The sequence below is a fragment of the Enterococcus mediterraneensis genome, assembly GCF_900604485.1.
Classification (GTDB): domain Bacteria; phylum Bacillota; class Bacilli; order Lactobacillales; family Enterococcaceae; genus Enterococcus_C; species Enterococcus_C mediterraneensis.
Genome location: NZ_UWOP01000001.1, coordinates 414779 through 434111 on the forward strand (window position 1 = coordinate 414779; position 19333 = coordinate 434111).

General features: G+C 42.2%; 18 protein-coding genes and 1 pseudogene. 3 read left to right on the plus strand and 16 right to left on the minus strand.

All coding sequences use genetic code 11. The features are described from left to right. Positions 1-22: 22 nt before the first annotated feature. A pseudogene (locus EFB00_RS01945) lies at positions 23-166 on the minus strand (SDR family oxidoreductase); the annotation flags it as partial. A gap of 75 nt (positions 167-241) precedes the next feature. On the opposite strand from EFB00_RS01945, the gene EFB00_RS01950 reads away from it, so the two are divergent. Next, positions 242-1183, plus strand: a complete 942-nt coding sequence (locus tag EFB00_RS01950; RefSeq protein WP_122645255.1) for an AEC family transporter — start codon at positions 242-244, stop codon at positions 1181-1183. Between the two features lie 66 nt (positions 1184-1249). Here the strand turns inward: EFB00_RS01950 and EFB00_RS01955 are convergent, their stop codons facing one another. Together EFB00_RS01955 and EFB00_RS01960 are read right to left on the minus strand one after the other, a co-directional pair. After that, a complete protein-coding gene (locus EFB00_RS01955) occupies positions 1250-3019 on the minus strand; it encodes an ABC transporter ATP-binding protein (RefSeq protein WP_122645256.1) in 1770 nt (589 codons plus the stop codon). Positions 3020-3021: 2 nt separating this feature from the next. Continuing rightward, entirely contained in the window at positions 3022-4734 is a 1713-nt protein-coding gene (locus tag EFB00_RS01960) for an ABC transporter ATP-binding protein (RefSeq protein WP_122645257.1), read from the minus strand. Between the two features lie 129 nt (positions 4735-4863). On the opposite strand from EFB00_RS01960, the gene EFB00_RS01965 reads away from it, so the two are divergent. After that, positions 4864-5523, plus strand: coding sequence for a TetR family transcriptional regulator (locus EFB00_RS01965; protein ID WP_122645258.1), 660 nt, complete (start codon positions 4864-4866; stop codon positions 5521-5523). Between the two features lie 134 nt (positions 5524-5657). Here the strand turns inward: EFB00_RS01965 and glyS are convergent, their stop codons facing one another. From glyS to EFB00_RS02025, 11 genes are all read right to left on the minus strand, one after another. After that, positions 5658-7724 (minus strand): glycine--tRNA ligase subunit beta, encoded by a 2067-nt coding sequence (gene glyS, locus EFB00_RS01970; RefSeq protein ID WP_122645259.1) that lies wholly within the window; start codon positions 7722-7724, stop codon positions 5658-5660. 1 nt (position 7725) lies between these two features. Beyond that, a complete protein-coding gene (glyQ, locus tag EFB00_RS01975) occupies positions 7726-8640 on the minus strand; it encodes a glycine--tRNA ligase subunit alpha (protein ID WP_122645260.1) in 915 nt (304 codons plus the stop codon). A 396-nt stretch (positions 8641-9036) separates the two neighbouring features. Then, positions 9037-9822, minus strand: coding sequence for a DNA repair protein RecO (recO, locus tag EFB00_RS01985; RefSeq protein WP_122645262.1), 786 nt, complete (start codon positions 9820-9822; stop codon positions 9037-9039). Between the two features lie 92 nt (positions 9823-9914). Further along, positions 9915-10814 (minus strand): GTPase Era, encoded by a 900-nt coding sequence (era, locus tag EFB00_RS01990; protein ID WP_122645263.1) that lies wholly within the window; start codon positions 10812-10814, stop codon positions 9915-9917. Between the two features lie 15 nt (positions 10815-10829). Then, positions 10830-11231, minus strand: a complete 402-nt coding sequence (locus EFB00_RS01995; protein WP_277424019.1) for a diacylglycerol kinase family protein — start codon at positions 11229-11231, stop codon at positions 10830-10832. Continuing rightward, positions 11209-11685 carry an rRNA maturation RNase YbeY gene (gene ybeY, locus EFB00_RS02000; RefSeq protein WP_122645264.1) on the minus strand — a complete coding sequence of 159 codons (477 nt, stop codon included), beginning with the start codon at positions 11683-11685 and terminating at the stop codon, positions 11209-11211. Before ybeY ends, EFB00_RS01995 begins: the two co-directional genes overlap by 23 nt. Next, entirely contained in the window at positions 11685-13886 is a 2202-nt protein-coding gene (locus tag EFB00_RS02005) for an HD family phosphohydrolase (protein WP_122645265.1), read from the minus strand. Before EFB00_RS02005 ends, ybeY begins: the two co-directional genes overlap by 1 nt. Before the next feature lie 26 nt (positions 13887-13912). Beyond that, positions 13913-14890 carry a PhoH family protein gene (locus EFB00_RS02010; protein WP_122645266.1) on the minus strand — a complete coding sequence of 326 codons (978 nt, stop codon included), beginning with the start codon at positions 14888-14890 and terminating at the stop codon, positions 13913-13915. A 171-nt stretch (positions 14891-15061) separates the two neighbouring features. Further along, the gene (locus tag EFB00_RS02015; RefSeq protein WP_122645267.1) at positions 15062-15505 is read right to left on the minus strand and encodes a GatB/YqeY domain-containing protein; all 444 of its coding nucleotides are present in this window, start codon (positions 15503-15505) and stop codon (positions 15062-15064) included. A 33-nt stretch (positions 15506-15538) separates the two neighbouring features. Continuing rightward, positions 15539-15715 (minus strand): 30S ribosomal protein S21, encoded by a 177-nt coding sequence (rpsU, locus tag EFB00_RS02020; RefSeq protein WP_002287321.1) that lies wholly within the window; start codon positions 15713-15715, stop codon positions 15539-15541. A 175-nt stretch (positions 15716-15890) separates the two neighbouring features. Then, on the minus strand, positions 15891-16319 hold the full coding sequence (locus EFB00_RS02025) for a Fur family transcriptional regulator (protein ID WP_122645268.1): 429 nt from the start codon (positions 16317-16319) through the stop codon (positions 15891-15893). Positions 16320-16416: 97 nt separating this feature from the next. Here EFB00_RS02025 and EFB00_RS02030 point away from each other — a divergent pair, with 97 nt between their 5' ends. After that, positions 16417-17268, plus strand: coding sequence for a pyruvate, water dikinase regulatory protein (locus tag EFB00_RS02030; RefSeq protein ID WP_122645269.1), 852 nt, complete (start codon positions 16417-16419; stop codon positions 17266-17268). A gap of 144 nt (positions 17269-17412) precedes the next feature. On the opposite strand, the gene thrB is transcribed toward EFB00_RS02030, so the two are convergent. Next, positions 17413-18276 (minus strand): homoserine kinase, encoded by an 864-nt coding sequence (gene thrB, locus EFB00_RS02035; RefSeq protein ID WP_122645270.1) that lies wholly within the window; start codon positions 18274-18276, stop codon positions 17413-17415. Further along, positions 18273-19331 (minus strand): threonine synthase, encoded by a 1059-nt coding sequence (gene thrC / locus EFB00_RS02040; RefSeq protein WP_122645271.1) that lies wholly within the window; start codon positions 19329-19331, stop codon positions 18273-18275. The genes thrB and thrC overlap by 4 nt, the downstream gene beginning before the upstream one ends. Positions 19332-19333 lie beyond the last annotated feature (2 nt).

A 19333-nucleotide genomic window follows, 5' to 3' on the forward strand; every position in this document is an offset into this window, starting at 1 on the left:
TTTTCGATAATTTGCTAAATGATCAATGGAATTGCATCCCGTCATCTACGATCAATGTTTGACCTGTAATATAGTTTGTATCAGCTCCAGCTAAAAAGGCAACCGCGTCACCAACATCTCCAGGTTCTGAAAGACGTTTCAACGTGATATCTTTCGCGTACTGCTGTCATTTTTAAAACACCAGAAGTACTTGTTTCTTGTTTGTAATTCATCTATAGTTATTTTAAAGAGGTGAATTTGGGTGCTGCACGCATATTTGAATATTTTTGCTATTTTTGCATTGATGTTTTTAGGCTATTGGCTTTCTTTCAAACAATGGTTCTCTAATCAAACTGCTGAGGCGTTTTCAAAGCTCGTATTGAATCTGGCGCTTCCATTCAATATGTTTTTGACGATCACATCAAACTTTTCAAAAGAGCAGTTTCTGCATCTATTCAGCGGGATGATCATCCCGATCATTTCGATGTCATTGACATTTTTTCTCAGCCTGCTCTATCGCAAGATCTGGCCCACGAAATCAGGAAGAGGTGGTACTTTTACTACAATGTTCACCTGTTCCAACACGATTTTTATTGGTCTGCCGATCAATCTAGCGATATTTGGCGAAGAGGCAGTGCCATTTGTTTTGTTATATTATATCGTCAATACCACATTTTTTTGGACAATCGGTATTTATGAGATTGCGCGGGATAATCCCGAGTTTCAGCAAGCCAAAGTTTCCTTCCATCCTTTAGTAGTACTGAAAAAAGTGTTCTCTCCTGCATTGCTGGGATTTTTGATCGGGATCTGCTGGATGATGGGCGCAATGCCTGTTCCTGATTTTATCCGGACTTTTGGCGGCTATCTGGCAAACTTGACCACCCCGCTTTCGATGTTCGTTATTGGTATCATCGTCTATTTCAGCGGACTTAAAAATCTTAAAATCAATCGCGATGTCCTCGGTGTTCTCTTTGGAAGATATCTTTTTTCCCCTTTGATTGTTTGGGTATTGGGACAATTTATTACGGTCCCGCCAATGATGCTGGCTGTTTTCATCATCCAGTCCTCCATGCCGGTCCAAAATGCAGTCACCATCTTGACGCGGGCATATCATGCGGATGAAGAGTTTGCAGCTTCCAGTCTGGGTTACTCGGTATTGCTTTATATGTTTTATGTTCCGCTGTTGTTGAAGCTGATTTTGTGATGAACGTAAAAACCATAAACTATTAAAACAGCCGAAGACTCTTTGTCCTCGGCTGTTTTGGTTTTCCTATTCAAAAACAAATTGATTGTGATACAGCTCCGCGTAAAATCCATCCTGTTTGAGCAATTCGTGATGATTTCCTTCTTCGATTACTTGACCGTCCCGTAAAACAACGATACGATCCGCATTCAAAATCGTTTTTAATCGATGGGCGATCACAAAACTGGTTCGGCCTTTGATGGCTTCTTCCATTGCTTTTTGGATTTTCGCTTCGGTAACAGTATCAACATTACTTGTCGCCTCGTCTAAGATCAGCAACGATGGATTCGTCAAGATCGTACGAGCAATACTGATCAGCTGCTTTTGACCGGTACTGAATAAATTGTTTTCTTCAGTGATCTCAGTTTCGTAGCCATTCTCCAATCCTACAATAAATTCATGGATGTTTGCTTGTTTCGCAGCGGCGATCACTTCTTCTTCCGTTGCATCAGGTTTGCCAAAAGCGATATTTTCCCGGATCGTTCCGGAAAACAATACGGAGTCTTGCAAGACGATCCCCACATTTTCTCTCAAGCTGTCTAAATCCAACTCGCGAATGTCCGTGTCGTCTACTAAAACAGCTCCTTTGTTCACATCATAAAAACGATTCAAAAGATTCATGATAGTGGTCTTACCAGAACCTGTCGGCCCGACTAACGCGATCATTTCACCTTTATTTACAGTGATGGACACGTTTTTAAGGATCTGCTGATCAGCATTATAGCCAAAGTCTACGTGATCCAAAACGACTCCTTGTTGAATCCCAGTGATTTTCTTTCCGTTATCCGGTTTGACTTCATCTGGTTCATCAAACATTTCATTCAAACGTCGTGCACCGGTCACTGCCAATTGGATCATACTATAACCTGACGAGATCTGCATCAATGGTTGATAGTATTGTTGCGAATACTGAACAAATGTCACGACAAGACCCAAAGCAACGGAACGCTCCAAATCACCGTTCAGCGCCAACCAACCACCAAAGAAGATCACGATAGCTGTATTGACTAACGACATTCCTTGCATCATCGGGAACAACAAGCCTGAATAAACTTGTCCTTTATAGGTTGCTTCCCGAACTTTTTTGTTATGAACAAGGAAGCCATCGATCGTTTCTTCTTGCAGTCCATTGGTGATGATCACTCGTTGACCGCTGATTTTTTCGTCCATATAACCGTTAAGCTTACCTACTTCGTCTTGTTGCAAGTCAACGTATTTACGAGCTTTGCGGATCACGACAACCGCGATGATCACCGCAATCGGTGTCGAAGCGATGGTCGCCCATGCCAATGAAACATTTTGACGGAACATCATGATCAAGATCCCAATCAACAATACACCATTAGTCAAAAATTGCAGAAGAGCTTGGTTGAGGCTGTTTTGGATATTATCCAAATCACTGGTAAAACGGCTCAGGATCTCGCCATCTTGATGTGAATCAAAAAAGCGGATCGTCAGTTTTTCCAATTTATTGAACAAGCCGATACGCATCCGGTTGGTAGATTTACCAACAACTTGTGTAAATAAAATACTGTAGATGAAACTGGCTGCACTGGCCAAAACATAGAACAACAACAATTTCCAAATGACCGCGACAAATTTGCTCTTATCATCTACTCCTTGCATCAATCCGCCAACATATGCCGCCAATTCATTAAAAGCATCACCAATGTATTGAGGTGCTTTTACTTGCAGATACGTCGCCACAATGATCGCTGCAAAAATGAAAAGAAAGGAGAGCTTGTACCGTTTAAGATAGTGATAGAAAAACTTGCTTGCTTTGATTAAATCCGTCATGGTTACTCCTCCGTTCCTTTTTGAGTTTCAACGATTTCTTGATAGATCGGACTTGTTGCCAACAATTCTTCGTGGGATCCAACTCCTACAAGTTGTCCTTTATCCAGAACAAGAATCCGATCAGCCTTCACTACTGATGCGATCTTTTGCGCGATCACGATCGTAGTTGTTCCTGACAATTCATGATCCAGCGCTTCCCGAACCAATTTTTCTGAACGTGCATCCAGTGCGCTGGTCGAATCATCCAAGATCAAGATCTTAGGTTCACCGATAACTCCTCGCGAGATCGATAATCGTTGTTTTTGTCCGCCAGAAAAGTTGTTGCTTCGTTCAGCCACTGGCGCTTCGTATTGCTCAGTCAATTTTTCAATAAACTCTCGGGCTTGAGCGATTTGAGTGGCACGAGTCATTTCAGGTTCTGTTGCATCTTTTTTCCCTTGACGCAAATTTTGAGCGATCGTTCCAGAAAAGAGGATCGCTTTTTGGAGAACAAATGAAACTGTATCATGGAGACTGCGTTCATTGACCTGTTTTAGATCGATGCCGCCTACTTTGATGGTTCCTTCTGTTGGATCGAATAATCGTGGGATTAATTGCGCCAATGTTGATTTTCCGGCACCAGTCGCACCTACGATCCCTACCATTTCTCCTGGTTTGATCTCAAAACTGATATCTTTTAACGTATCGGTGTCGTCATCTGGATAACGAAATGAAACATGTTCAAAAGAAACACTGCCTTCTAATGTTTGGTATGGAACATCTGGATAAGTGATGTCCGGTTCTGTTTCAAGAATTTCTTTGATCCGTTTTAATGATACTGCCGCTCTTGATGTCATCATCATCATCATACCGCCGATAATGATCGCCATCATGATCTGCATCAGGTAATTCATGAAAGACGCGATACCGCCGATCAGAGTTGGATCTTCTTTTGCCAGATCCCCCACGAAATAAATCGCTCCAACGACAGCCAGATTCGCCACCAGCATGAAAGATGGAATCATCACAGAAAACAGTGTTCCCACTACGATATTGTGTGCAGTCAACTCATCACTGACTTTGGTAAAACCTGCCAGTTGATTTTTTTCTTGTACAAAAGATTTAACGACACGAATTCCCAATAAGTTTTCTTTCGCGATACTGTTTACTTTATCGATCAATTGTTGGATGATCATAAAGTGCTTGCCCATTTGAGTGAAAGACAATGCCGTGATCGCGAAAACGGCAACGATCAGCAAAACAATGATCCACCATAATTGCGGTAATGTGTACATCGCCAAAATGAAACTTCCTAAAAATAAAATCGGGATCCGAAAAAGTGATTGTAAAGCGATCATAATCAAATTTTGGATCTGTGTGACATCGTTTGTTAAACGAACCACCAGATTTCCAGCGGAGAATTTCTCGATATTACCAAACGAGAACGTTTGGATCTTGCGAAATGCTTCCTCTCGAATATCAGCACTGACACCTTGTGCCACTTTTGCTGAAAAAATCGTATTCAGCACACCAGCGATAAGTCCTAAAACCGCAAGTCCGATCAGCCATATTCCTAATTCTTTCATTTGGTCATTATCTTCCAATAAAATAGCTTCCAATACTTGTTGAAGCAGTTTCGGCTGCCATAATGACGCCATGACCATGACAGCAACTGAGAGAAGTGAAATTACTAGTGCTGCTTTGTATTTCTTTGTGTGCTTAAGCACGATATCCATTGGCTTAACCCCCTCTGTGAAATTGACAGCTCCTATTTAACACTGTAAAATAAGAACGGGTAATAATTTATCACGTTTGAAACACGAATGCAAGAAAAAAGATACAAAAAATGAAAAAGGAGGTTTTTTATGGAACCGCGACTATCAAAAGAACGGATCATTGAAGCGGCATTTGATATTTTAGCTAAGAAAAAGACCATTGCCGGATTATCGATGCGGGGATTGGCAGATACGTTGGATATCAAAGCACCGGCGTTGTATTGGTACTTCAAAAATAAGCAAAGTCTGCTTCAGGGAATGGCGGAAACGATGGAAGATCAGTTAGTTTTGCCTGATCCTCATCTTCCTTGGAAGGAACAGTTGACTGCATTCATGGCAAACTATTACATACTGTATACCACATTTCCTTGCGGCGCCGAATTAGAGATCCACACGATCCCTGCCTTTCCCAGCCGCTTAGAACATCTGCAAAAGATGATGTCTTTACTGAAAGATGCCGGCTGTTCAACAAAACAAAGCAATGATACGATTTTGGCGCTTCATCACTTATTAGTTGGTCAGCTAATGGATCGACAGCAAGAAGAATTGTTGAGACAAGAAGTTTTGAAGGGCAAAGCCGATATGAAAGAGTATGTACAGTTTATGCGTCAGTATAGTCAAGAACAGCATTTGACCGATATGGCTGCGATTTTAGCTGATCGCTCAAAAGAAGACCCGAAAGGCGATTTCTTGACTCACGTTACTCTTTATTTAGATGGACTCGCCCATCGCTTGGAAGCAAAGGATTAGACTCTATCGGTTTTTATGGCTGAAATAGTCAAACCCTTAGCAAACATATTTCTATCTTTACTAAAATACGTCATAAAAAATCTCCACCCGATCAATAACTGATTGGATGGAGATTTTATTTTTATTCCGTGTTTTTATTTTGTGATCAGTGCATCAAGACTGGCAAGAGCTAATGCCATTTTGGTGATCTTGCGAAGTTGTGCTAAACGATTGTTGCGGACAGCTTCGTCTTCTACCATGACCATTGTTTCATCAAAATATTGCTCGATCAATGGACGCAATGCAGTCAAGGACGCATAATTTTCTTCCATTGTTTGATGAGAGAATTTTTCTTCTAATTCAGAAACCGCGGCATATAACGCTTTTTCTGATTCATTTTCAAACAACGCTTCGTTGATTTCAGCTTTTTCAGCTTTTTTCGCCAAGTTGATTACCCGTGTCAATGCTTCGATGGAAGGTTTGAAGTCTTGGTCTTCCAAATGGGCTTGCAGCATTTCTGCTGCCGCAAACAATTTAGTCAAATCTTTTTGTTCTCCATGGATCACTGCATCCATGACATCATGACGAATATTTTTGGTTGATAGGAACTGGCGCAGACGTCCTTTGATAAAGTCGATCACTTCTGTTTGACCTTTTTCAAACTTGATTCTATAAACAGCTTCGTTTTGGTTGATGGTTTCATCAATGGCTTTTTGCAATTCGGCGATCGGGAAATTCCAGTTTTTGTTTTCGATGATCCGTACAACACCATACGTTTGACGGCGCAATGCGTATGGATCGTTGGAGCCGCTTGGGATCATTCCGACAGCGAAGAATGAGAACAGACTATCCAATTTGTCCGCAATAGCTAACACAGCACCGACATTGGATTCAGGCAGGTCTCCTTCACTGGATATCGGCATATAATGTTCTCTGATCGCTTGTGCAACCGCTGGGGTTTCACCTTCCAACAGTGCATATTTTTCTCCCATGATTCCTTGCAGTTCAGGAAATTCGCCTACCATATTCGTCACAAGGTCGAATTTATAGATTTCAGCAGCGCGAGCCAATTCTTTCAATTCGGCATCGGACAAGCCGACTGTTTTACCGATGATTTGGCTGATTGCTGCTACCCGCTGCATTTTTTCATAGATACTGCCGATTTTTTCGTGGAAGGTCACGTTTTTCAGTTTCTCAACACATTCGGCGATCGTCAGTTTTTTATCTTCGTTGTAGAAAAATTCCGCATCTTCCAAACGAGCAGTCAAAACTTTTTCGTTTCCTTTGACAACGTTGTCGATTTTTACGCGGTCGCCGTTGCGGACAGAGATAAAATGCGGCAGCAACGCGCCGTTTTGATCACGTACATCAAAGTAGCGTTGGTGTTCTTTCATGGAAGTTACCAACACTTCTTCTGGGACTGACAGATATTTCTCCGCGTAGTCGCCAACAAACGCTGTTGGGTATTCTACAAGATTTGTTACTTCTTCCAAAAGGTCTTCATCCAATTCGATGGACCAGTTGTTTTCGTCAGCGATCTCTTTGATTTGTTCCACGATCAGCTCTTGACGTTCCAATGGATTTGCAATCACAAATTGTTCCGCTAATTTTGCTTCGTATTCATCCGCATGAGCAAATGTCACTGGCTCGCCCAAGAAACGATGTCCTCTTGAATGACGATCGGTTTTTACATCCAAGATCTCAAATGGGATCACTTCTTCATCCAGCAAAGCCACAAGCCAATGGATCGGGCGGATATATTCAAAATCATAATTGCTCCAATGCATCGTCACTGGGAAAGTCAGGCTGGTGATCACGTCTTTTAATCCGGTTAAAACTTCTTCCGCTGTTTTACCTTGTGTTTTTTTAGTAACGTAGACGTATTCGACACCTTTTAATTCGCGGAATGTAATGTCATCTGTCGTCAGTCCTTGACCGCGGACGAATCCTTGCGCCGCTTTAGACCAGTTTCCTTCCGCATCCAATGCGATTTTCTTAGCAGGACCCTTCACATCTTCTTGTGTATCCGCTTGTTTGTCTTCCACATTGGTAACATGGACTGCCAAGCGGCGGGGAGTTGAAAAAGCCCGTACTGTATCAAAAGACAGACGATTATCTGATAAAAAAGCGCTAAGCTTGTTTTCTAATTGTTTCATGCTCGGCATAACGACATGTGCCGGCATTTCTTCTAAACCGATTTCCAGTAATAGATTTTTTGCCATCTTATTTTTCCTCCTCGATCAGTTTTGCCGCAACTTCAGGATCCAACAATGGATAACCCAATTTTTTACGCTCAGCAACGAAGATTTTCGCAACCGCCCGAGCCATGTTGCGGATACGTGACAGATAGCCGGCTCTTTCAGTTACTGAAACAGCGCCGCGGGCATCTAACAAGTTGAACGTGTGGCTGCATTTCAAAATATAGTCGTAGGCTGGGTGAACAAGGTCTTGTTCGATACAGCGTTTGGCTTCGGCTTCAAATTTATCAAAGTTTTCCAAAAGCATTTCTTGATTGCTGATTTCAAATGAGTATTTTGAATGTTCATATTCGGGCTGTTTGAAGATCTCGCCATATTTGACACCATCGGCCCATTCAAGATCGTAAACACTTTCGACTTCTTGGATATAAGAAGCTAAACGTTCCAAGCCATAAGTGATCTCTGAAGTCACTGGTTTGCAAGCCAATCCGCCGACTTGTTGGAAATAAGTGAATTGCGTGATCTCCATTCCATCCAACCATACTTCCCAACCTAGACCGGCACAGCCCATGGAAGGATTTTCCCAGTTGTCTTCTACAAAACGAATGTCATGTTCTAACGGATCGATCCCTAAAAGCTTCAAGCTTTCCAAATACAACTCTTGGATATTTTCCGGAGATGGTTTCATGACGACTTGGAATTGATGGTGTTGATACAGACGGTTAGGGTTTTCACCGTAGCGTCCGTCTGCTGGTCGGCGTGAAGGCTCGACATACGCGGCGTTCCAAGGTTCTGGTCCAATCGCCCGCAAAAAAGTATACGGACTCATAGTCCCTGCCCCTTTTTCTGTATCATAGGCCTGCATCAGCATACAGCCGTTGTCTGACCAAAACTTTTGCAATGTTAAAATAATGTTCTGAACTGTCATTTTGTTCGTCATTGTTGTTTCTCCCTTCTTGATTTCCCGTTGTCACCGTTCTTTCAATCAAACATCAAGACACAGCAGATAATAGCGTTAAAACGCATTTTTCCATAAAAAAAGCCCCTATGTCTATACTGATTGATAGACATAGGGACGAAAAATTCGCGGTTCCACCCTACTTCCGAAAGATCGGCAGCTTCATTTTGTTCGTGCTCCCAAACGCCGCGAAAAAAAGTAACAGATTTGGCTTCCACTCTCCCAAACTCGCTGGATTGTCTCCTTGATTTCTTAATTTGTTCAACGCACCTTATTTAATTACTTACTATAATAGCTACTTGAATAGCTATTTGTCAATCCTAAAATCCAGAATGTGCACAGATCAAAAGTTTTTGCACGGTTCGTCCAGTTTTTTGTTCACTCCTGATCCTTCTTTTCATCTTTTTTCAAAAGGTTTTCCCAGCTGTACATCTGATCGATAAATTTTTTGCTCTTCAAATGCAGACCTACATACTCTTCATACAGTTGGTCGATCACTTTACGAATCGCCTGTTTGGTTTCCGGTTTTAAACGGATGGATTGGATCTGATCATAGGAGATCTTTGAAAACATCCGCAGAAAATAGATCGCCCGTGCATCTGCGTGATATCGATGAGGATCCAATGACCAGTGCTGCTGACATAAAACACCGCTGTACTTTGTAGAATAATCGAATTTTCCATCTGTTCTGCCGCAAACCGAACAATGCTCCCATACCGGTGAGATCCCGAAACGATTCAAAAGTTGGATCTCAAAAATATTCGTGATGATCTCTGCATCTTCTCCCTCATTGATCATCTGCAACGCCTGTTCAGTAAAACGAAATAAATGCGGATCGTAAACGCGATCATCAATGGCCGCGTCCACCAGATTCAAAAGATACGTTCCGTAGCCTGCCAGAAAGATATCTTCTTGGATCTTGCGAAAAGGCTGAATGTCTTTTGCACCATTCAAAAAAGAAAGACCTTCACTGCGGATATTGCCGAAATAAATAGCTTCGGTAAAATTCATTAAAGCAGGTGCCAGCGGATTATTCTTTTTATGGGCTCCTTTGACGTAAAACATTTGTTTACCTGAAGATTCAGTGAAAATTTTGACCAACTTGTCCTTTTCTTTATAATCTCGAGAAAATAAAATCAAGCCCTTTGACTCTGAAAGCTGCATCTCCTCACCTCGCTTTTAAAAATTTGAAAAAAAGTATGGAGTCAGCACTTTGCCGCTCCATACCCTGTTTTATTCAGCCAACTTTTCAAAAATCAATAGTCGTCTTTGCGATAGCCGTAATCTTGAAGATAATGCTGTTTATCCCGCCAGTCTTTTTGGACTTTGACCCATAACTCCAAATAGACTTTATCTCCTAATAAATGTTGGATATCCAAACGAGCTTTGGTGCCGATCTGTTTCAGCATCTTGCCGCCTTTGCCGATAATGATCCCTTTTTGACTGTCACGTTCCACAATGATCGTTGCTTGGATATGCACTTTGTCATCTTCATTGCGTTTCATGGAATCCACCACCACCGCTACCGAGTGAGGCACTTCGTCTCGCGTCAACAATAGGACTTTTTCGCGTACCAGTTCAGAAACGATAAAGTATTCGGGATGATCTGTGATTTGATCGTCCGGAAAATATTGCGGACCTTCCGGAATATGGGTCAAAAGAGTCGTCATCAGCGTTTCAAAGTTGTTTCCTTCAGTCGCGGAAACCGGTACGACTTCCGCAAATTCCATTTGCTTCGAGTAGTCTTCGATGGTTTGCAGCAATTCATCAGGATGGACTTTGTCGATTTTATTGACGACTAGAAAAACCGGAGAATCGACATTCTTCAAACGTTCAATGATCAAATCATCGCCTTTGCCGCGTTTTTGGTCGGCACTGATCATAAATAATACTGCATCAACTTCCCGCAATGCGCTGTAAGCCGCTTCCACCATGAAATCGCCGAGACGATGTTTAGGTTTATGGATACCCGGCGTATCAATAAAGATCAACTGCGCTTCCGGTATCGTGTAAACACCTTGGATCTTATTACGTGTAGTTTGCGCCTTATCACTCATGATCGCGATTTTTTGACCGACGATCCGATTCAGCAAGGTTGACTTGCCGACGTTAGGACGACCAACGATGGCGACAAATCCAGATTTATGTTCTGACATTTTCTTCCTCATTTCTTAATGGAAAAACCATTGATATAATTTAGGTAAAAAGATAAATGATCCCACCAGGATCGCAAACAGCGCTGTTAAAAGCACCGCGCCAGCCGCCATATCTTTGACTTTTTTACCGATGGGATGAAAATGAAAATCGGTAAACATGTCCACGATATTTTCAACGACCGTATTAATGATCTCCACTAGCCAGACCAAAAAGACTGACAACAGCAACCACAGCCATTCGCTTTTGTTCAAACTGAAAATCACACCGGCAAGGATCGCCACCAGTCCCAAAACGACATGTTTGCGCATATTCCGTTCTTCTTTGAAAACTGTTTTGATACCGGTGAAAGCAAATTCGACGGAAGCAATAAAATTTTTATTCTTCTCTGTATTCTTATCGTTCAAGGCCATACGCATCTAAAATTTCTTTCTGTAAGCCAAACATCACTTTTTCATCTTCCGGCGTCATATGATCATACCCATTGATATGCAAAAATCCGTGCAGCGCTAAAAATCCGATCTCACGATCATAGCTGTGTCCGTATTCCGCCGCTTGTTCTTTCGCACGTTCGGTTGAGATCATGATATCTCCCAAGACTCTTGGTAATGGAGCATCTTCCTCATCAAAAATGACAGGGATCTCATCTTCTCCTTCTTCTTCCAAAGCGAAGCTGATAACGTCTGTGGGAGCATCTTTCCCGCGATAATCACGATTGATCACTTGGATCGCGGCGTTGTCCATAAAAGTTACCGACATTTCAGTATCTTCTGGCAGCTCCAAATAATTTGCCGCAAATTGCAGCAAATCATCGATCTCACTGATTTTTTTTTCTGACACCGAATTGGTTTGATCCATAAATGTAATTTCCATTATACTTCGCTTCCTTCTTGTTCTTCTTTCATCTTCTCTGCTTCTGATTTCATTTTTGGATATTTGATCCGTGAATGGAAGGTACTGCACAGTCCATTGACCAGCGATTTTTCGATTTGATTGATCTCTTTCAATGTCAAACCAGTATCATCCAATTGCCCGTCTAAGATCCGGTCCACAATCAGATTATGGACAAAACTGCGGATCTTTTCATTGGTCGGATTATCCATTGCGCGAACCGCCGCCTCGCAGCTGTCAGCGATATTGACGACTCCTGCTTCTCTTGTTTGCGGTTTAGGTCCTGGATAACGGAAATCAGCTTCTGTTACGTCAGGATTACGTTCTTTGGCCTTCACATAGAAGTACTTCATCAATGTCGTTCCGTGGTGCTGAGCGCAGATATCGACCACCATCCGCGGCATTTTATACTCTTCTAAAATTTTCACGCCGTCGATCACATGACCAAAGATGATCTGCTTGCTGTCTTCCGGCAATAGAAAATTATGCGGGTTTTCCGCTCCGGCAGGCAGATTTTCTACGAAGAAATTCGCGTGTTTGATTTTGCCGATATCGTGATAATAACACGCCACTCGTGTCAAAAGGGACCGTCCGCCGATTTCAGCGACGGCATTTGCACTCAAGTTCGCTACCATCATGCTGTGATGGTAGGTGCCTGGTGCTTCTTCCAGCAGTTGCTTCATTAAAGGATGGTTCGGATTGCTCAACTCGTTCAACACGATGTCGCTGTCATCATTGACCATCAGTTCAATGTATTGGTGCAGCCCCATCGATAATAAAAAGGATAAAATATTGCCGGCTAGACCGCAGATGATCGTTGTCCAGGTTTTTGAATCAGAAAAATTCATTCCTTGGAAGATCACCAATACAATATTCATCAAGAATGGGAATACAACGATCCACATGACCGCGGACCAGCCTTGTTGAGAGATCTTTTTCCGTTTTACGATGGCACCCATCATCCCTGAGAATAGATAGGAGATCAAAATGATCGTCAATAAGTTGGTACCGATCGCTTCATAATAAATAAAGATCGCCGCGATCACTTGGAACATCGCCGCCAAGATCCCCGTCCGTCGATTGACGAAAAAGTTCAAAACCAATGGGATAAACGCAGCCGGATAAAACAATGGTACATAGGGGATCAGTTCCGTTTGAAACAATTGGAAAAATTTCATCAATACGATACTGAAAATCATCGACAGTGTATAAAACGTTACTGTATTTAATTGGCTTTCTTTACCATGAAATTGATTGGCGAAATAAATCATGACCGCTATCTGCAGTAAAATCCCTAGAACCATCGCTACGATCGGGAAGATCGAAGTATTCTGGCTAGTCAGCCCTAACAGCTTCAGTTTTTCAATGGCACTGGCATCAATCTGAGAACCTTCTCGAACAATGATCTCTCCTTGATAGATCATGACCGGCTGAACGGAATCACTGGCAGCCTGCCGCAATTCTTCTGTTCTTTTTTCATTAAGGAAATCATTGATCACGATCCCGCGATCTAATAAAAAGTTCATCACCTGCTTATTGTCATCACTGGTCGACAATTTAGCAACCGCTTCTTGCGCATGATTTTTAGCAGACTCCAGATCGCTTTCTCGGATCTGTTTGCCCATCTCAACATTAAGGATCGCAAGAGTATTAGTTTCTACTAAAGCAAGATCATCATCAGACAATGTGAAAACCAGCTGATAGAATTGATTAGGAAGCTGTTGATAGAACTCTACATCGTCCGCATCCAATTTTTCAAAAGTTTTTTTCAATGCGGCTACATGTTCTTCAATGGTTGGTTTGGGTACTGTTCCATTGTCTTTGGCATCTTTTTGCGCCGCTTGATACTCATCATCAAGGTTCGTTTTCACCTGCTGGATCAGTGTGAACAGCTGGTCGATCCGATCGTGTTGTTTCGCAGCCAGATCTTCCTGATAAGTATATTCAGGCGTGACTGCTTCTGCTGCCAATTTGCGTTTTTGTTCTGTCGCGGCAGTATTTTCGATCGTTTTATTTGAACGGATACTTTCACTGGCTACTTGACCTTCTTTATAGTCAATATTCTTTTGCTTTACACTGGTAAATAGGCACAAAAAAATAATGATGAAAAAAAGCAAGAAAAGCAGCGGTGTATATGCTCTTCCTAATTTTTCTCTGATTTTTTGAAGGGGTTTAATGAACATTTTTTCACCTCCTGAAAATGTCCCGGCTATCTGGGATCATTTTTTAAACTCGCTTTATCGTAAGCTTCAATGATCTCTGCCACGACAGGATGGCGGACCACATCTCCCGCTTCAAAATTGACAAATGCGATTTTCTGGATGGATTGCAGTGTTCGTTCTGCATGGACCAATCCGCTAGTCACTCCGCGAGGCAGATCGATTTGGCTGGTATCTCCATTGACGATCATTTTGGATTGATAACCTAAACGGGTCAGAAACATCTTCATCTGTGCAATCGTTGTGTTTTGCGCTTCGTCTAAGATCACAAAGGCATCTTCCAGTGTACGTCCCCGCATATAGGCTAACGGCGCGATCTCGATGATCCCTCGTTCCATCAAGCGATTTGTGTGTTCCATTCCAAACACTTGATACAACGCGTCATAAACTGGGCGTAAATAAGGATCGACTTTTTCTTTAAGATCTCCTGGTAAAAAGCCCAGATTTTCCCCGGCTTCCACCGCAGGACGTGTCAAAATGATTTTTTGGACTTCGCCCTTTTTTAAAGCCGCGATGGCTAAAACTACAGCTAAGAAGGTTTTTCCTGTTCCAGCTGGTCCCACACCAAAAACAACATCATGTGTGCGGATCGCATCGACATATGTTTTTTGCCCGGCATTTTTTACTCGGATCGGTTTTCCTGTCCGATCTTTCAATATTTCTTCGTTATACATGTCTGCAAAAAAATCCAGTTTGCCTCTTTGCGCCATGTTCAAAGCAGCTGCTACATCCGGCATACTGATGTGGATCCCACGTCTGATCAATGTTTGCAGTGTTTGAATGACTGCTTGTGCTTGTTCGGCGTTTTTTGCCGTACCTTGCACTTGAATAATCTCACCTCGAGCGCGGATCGTCGTTTGAGTCGCGTCTTCGATCAGATTGATATGATTGTCATGAGAACCCAGCAGCATGCTGATATCATCAGCTTCTGTTAATTTAATTTCCAAAGAAGTCGTTTCTTCTGTCAAATAGGTGCATCTCCTTCACTAAACTTTACTTCCTCATAATACCATACTCTATGTAAAAGAAAAATCGCTTGCTTGCAACCGTTTCAGTTTATCTTTTTCTAAAGAACTTCTTGAGATAGAAAAATTGGGACAAAGATCAAATGACCTTTGTCCCAATTCAAATCAACGAAATTATTGTAATAACTCCTTGACGATCGCATTTACTTGGTTGCCGTCTGCTTTGCCTTTGACTTGCGGCATCACAACGCCCATCACTTTACCAAATTCTTTTGGTGAAGCAGCTCCAGTTTTTTCGATCGCTGCAGCAACGATTTGACGAATTTCTTCATCAGAAAGCTGAGCAGGAAGATATTGTTCAACAATAGCAATTTCAGTTTTCACTTTTTCTGCCAGATCTTCACGATCGGCCTTTTCAAATTCTGTTAAAGAATCACGACGCTGTTTCATCTCACGAGATAAAACGGTCAATTCTTCATCTTCATTCAAATCGCGGCCGGCTTTGATCTGTTCGTTTTGAATCGATGCTTTCAACATGCGAATCACCTGCAATTTGTCTTTATCTTTTGCCTTCATCGCTTGTTTCATATCATCGTTCAGTGTACTTAGTAGTGACACACTACCAGCTCCAGTTCTTAAAGTAGTAGAAAATTAGAATTTTTTACGTTTTCTAGCTGCTTCAGATTTTTTCTTGCGTCGTACGCTAGGTTTTTCATAGAATTCACGCTTGCGAGATTCTTGTAAAGTACCGGCTTTTGACACGGAACGTTTGAAGCGACGAAGAGCATCGTCAAGAGATTCATTTTTGCGAACCACTGTTTTTGACATGTAAATTCCCTCCCTCCGAGCTTAAAAAGTAACCGTTTTTGTTCTTGAAATTAAAAACTCCAACAAACAAGACTGTCCTTAAAAAATTATAACGAAGTAAAAATTAAGTGTCAAGATATTCCACAAAAAATTACGCATAGTTTCATTTGAAGCTCCGTTTTTCCTGATAATTTACTCATTGACAATCTTCACAGCGTCCTAAGATCTCGAAACGGTGACCTTCAATCGTACAATTTGGCAGCTGTTCTTCAAAGAAATCCATTGGACAGATCATCAATTCCTTCGTTTTTCCGCAAACAGTGCAGATAAAATGATGATGGTGATGATGCTGGCCTTGGGAACAATGGAAACGAAATTTCATTTCTCCGTTGAGATCAGTCTCTTCTAAAAGATCGATTTCTGAAAAATCATGCAGATTGCGATAAACTGTGTCATAGCTGAGACCAGGAAACAACTGTGTCATATGCTCATGGACTTCCCGAGCGGAAACATATCGGTTACGCTTGACCAGATAAGAAATCAGCGCTTCTCGCTTTTGTGTATGCTTAAAGCCGTTGTTTTTCAATGTAGTCATTGCATGGTCTAATAATGGTTGGACCGTCATTCAACAAACCCTCCTTCAAATCAGAATGATTACGAATTAAATTCTTTTCTGTATGGTATAATAGATTATCTAAAAAAACAAGTGAGGTTTTTGCAAAATGACCAACGATGAACAGATTTTGACCTTTTTCGTGATCTCTGATTCCGCAGGAGAAACAGCGACTAAATTAGCTCAGGCCGCCATGGCTCAATATCCGACTGTCGAATTCAACCTTTTTCGGCGGACTTTTGTCAATGACAAAGAAACATTGCTGAAGGCACTGGCAGATGCCAAGAAACAAAACGCGTTAGTATTGCATACCATGATCCGGGAAGAATTAGTAGCGGTGATTAAAGAATTCTGCGATGAAAGCGGGCTTTTTGAGTTTGATATTCTAAATCCTGTCGTCTTAGAGATCGAAAATCGCACACAAGTGGTCCCTTCCCGCGAACCGGGAGCACTGCATCATTTAAATAAAAACTATTTCAGACGGATCAAAGCCATGGAATTTGCCGTCAAATACGATGATGGCAAAGATCCACGAGGGTTTTTGGAGGCCGATGTAGTATTGTTGGGGGTTTCTCGTACTTCTAAAACCCCGTTGAGTCTTTTTTTAGCTAATAAAAATTTAAAAGTCGCGAATCTGCCTTTGGTTCCTCAAGCTCATATTCCAAAACAATTATGGGAAGTCGATCCTAAAAAAATCGTAGGACTGACCAATGACCCGGATGTGTTGAATAGTATCCGCAAAGAGCGGATGCGCTCGTACGGATTAAATCCAGACACTGCCTATTCTGATATCGAAAAAATCCGTGATGAATTGAAATTTGCCAATGAGCTTTATGAAAAATTAGGTTGTGTGGTTATCAATGTCGCCACGTTATCCATCGAAGAAACAGCTTCTCTGATCATGAACGCCCTTGACCTTGAAGATCACAGTTACTATGTCAACGAAACAAACAACGATTAAGTCATAATAAAAAATCCCAACACCGAATGCTGAACCTCTGTGAAAGACAGTGGCAACCTGTGGAAACACAGAGCATGAAGTGTCGGGATTTTTATTTTAGAAATTGGCATTGAGTCATAGCCTTTTTAAAAGTCTTTCAGTTTTTTAAAAAACTTGAGTGCCTTCACGATCCAGCTGCAGAAATTCTACTGCCGCATTTGTATCCAATTGGCGCAGTCGATGAGTGATCGTGTCGCATTTTGATAAGGGTGCCATGATCATCACGGTCGGTCCAGCGCCGCTTAAAAAACAACCATAGCCGCCTTCTTCATGACTGATCTTCCGAATCTCATTGAAGTGCGGGATCAATTTTCTTCGATAAGGTTCATGAAAATGATCCTGTTCCATCATCTTTCCTGCCAACTCCAAATTTCCTTTGAAAATCGATGCTACCATGACGTTTGCAATACTGCTGGCTTTCACTGCCTCCGCAAACGGCATTTCATGCGGTAATACTTTCCGGCTGTCTTCTGTTAGAAGCTGCTCATTAGATATATAGGCGATAAAACCACAGTCAGGAAAATAGTATTTTACATAACTGGTAGCTCCATCCTGTATACTGGCAACGACAAAATCACCGCAGATCGCCGGTGCGACATTATCTGGATGCCCCTCAAAGCGAGCTGCCAATGTAACTTTGTCCATTTCCGAAAGATTCAAATGCGCCAAACGATTCGCCAGCTCGATTCCAGCTACGATAACCGAAGAACTGCTGCCCAGACCTCGTGCGATGGGGATATCTGTCGTCATTTTCAATCGATGGGGTCGTAAATGAGGCACCACTTTAAGAGCTGTCACGATCAAAAGATTATTTTCATCACTGGGAATCTCTTCTGAAAGATTATGTGTGACGGACCATGCCGAACTTTCTTCCATCACCTCAACGACTAAGTAACGGTTTAACGCAATACCGCAAGAATCGAAACCAGGACCTAGATTTGCACTGGTCGCCGGTACGCGGATCTTCATAGTTTTGCCACTCCTTTATGCAGATGCTGCCGCATGTCCTCTAAATCGCTCATTTTATGGATATCAACGTTTGTTGCGCTGATAGCTGTGTCTGGATCTTTCAATCCATTACCAGTAAAGACTGTGACGACAGTTTCTCCTTGTTTGATTTTCCCAGACGCTACATGCTGGATCACACCAGCTAATGAAGCAGCTGAACCCGGTTCAACAAACACGCCGTCTTGGCTGGCTACTTTCCGATATGCATTCAAGATCTCTTCATCAGTGACTGAATGGATAAATCCGTGTGACTCATCGCGAGCAGCTTCTGCCAATTTCCAGCTGGCCGGATTGCCGATACGGATCGCTGTCGCCACCGTTTCAGGTTGTTGGATCACTTCTCCTCTGACGATCGCCGCAGCACCTTCTGCTTCAAATCCGTGCATCCGCGGCAGAGCGGTTCCTTTTTTCTCATGCCATTCTTTGAAACCTTTCCAGTAAGCAGAGATGTTGCCGGCATTGCCCACGGGAATCGCTAAAACATCTGGCGCTTTGCCTAACTGCTCGCAAACTTCGAATGCTGCCGTTTTTTGTCCTTCTAACCGATACGGATTAACAGAATTGACCAATGCTACCGCTTCTGTCTGTGCAATATCCCGAACAGCTTTCAATGCCTCATCAAAATTGCCTGGAATCGAAATGATGTCTGCACCATAGATGATGGCCTGCGCCAATTTTCCCATAGCGATCTTACCATCAGGAATTACTACATAAGCTTTGATTCCTGCGCGAGCGGCATAAGCAGCCGCGGCCGCACTGGTATTACCTGTTGACGCACAGATGATCGCCTTTGCGCCTTCTTCTACTGCTTTTGCCACTGCCATGACCATTCCGCGATCTTTAAAAGAACCAGTCGGATTCAACCCTTCATATTTTCCATATAGATTGATTCCTAATTCCTTTGATAGGTTCGTCAACGGGATCAATGGTGTATTTCCTTCAGCCAAAGAAAGCAGAGGTGTTTTTTCTGTAATCGGCAGATATTCTTGATATTTTTTTAATAAACCTTCGTACATCG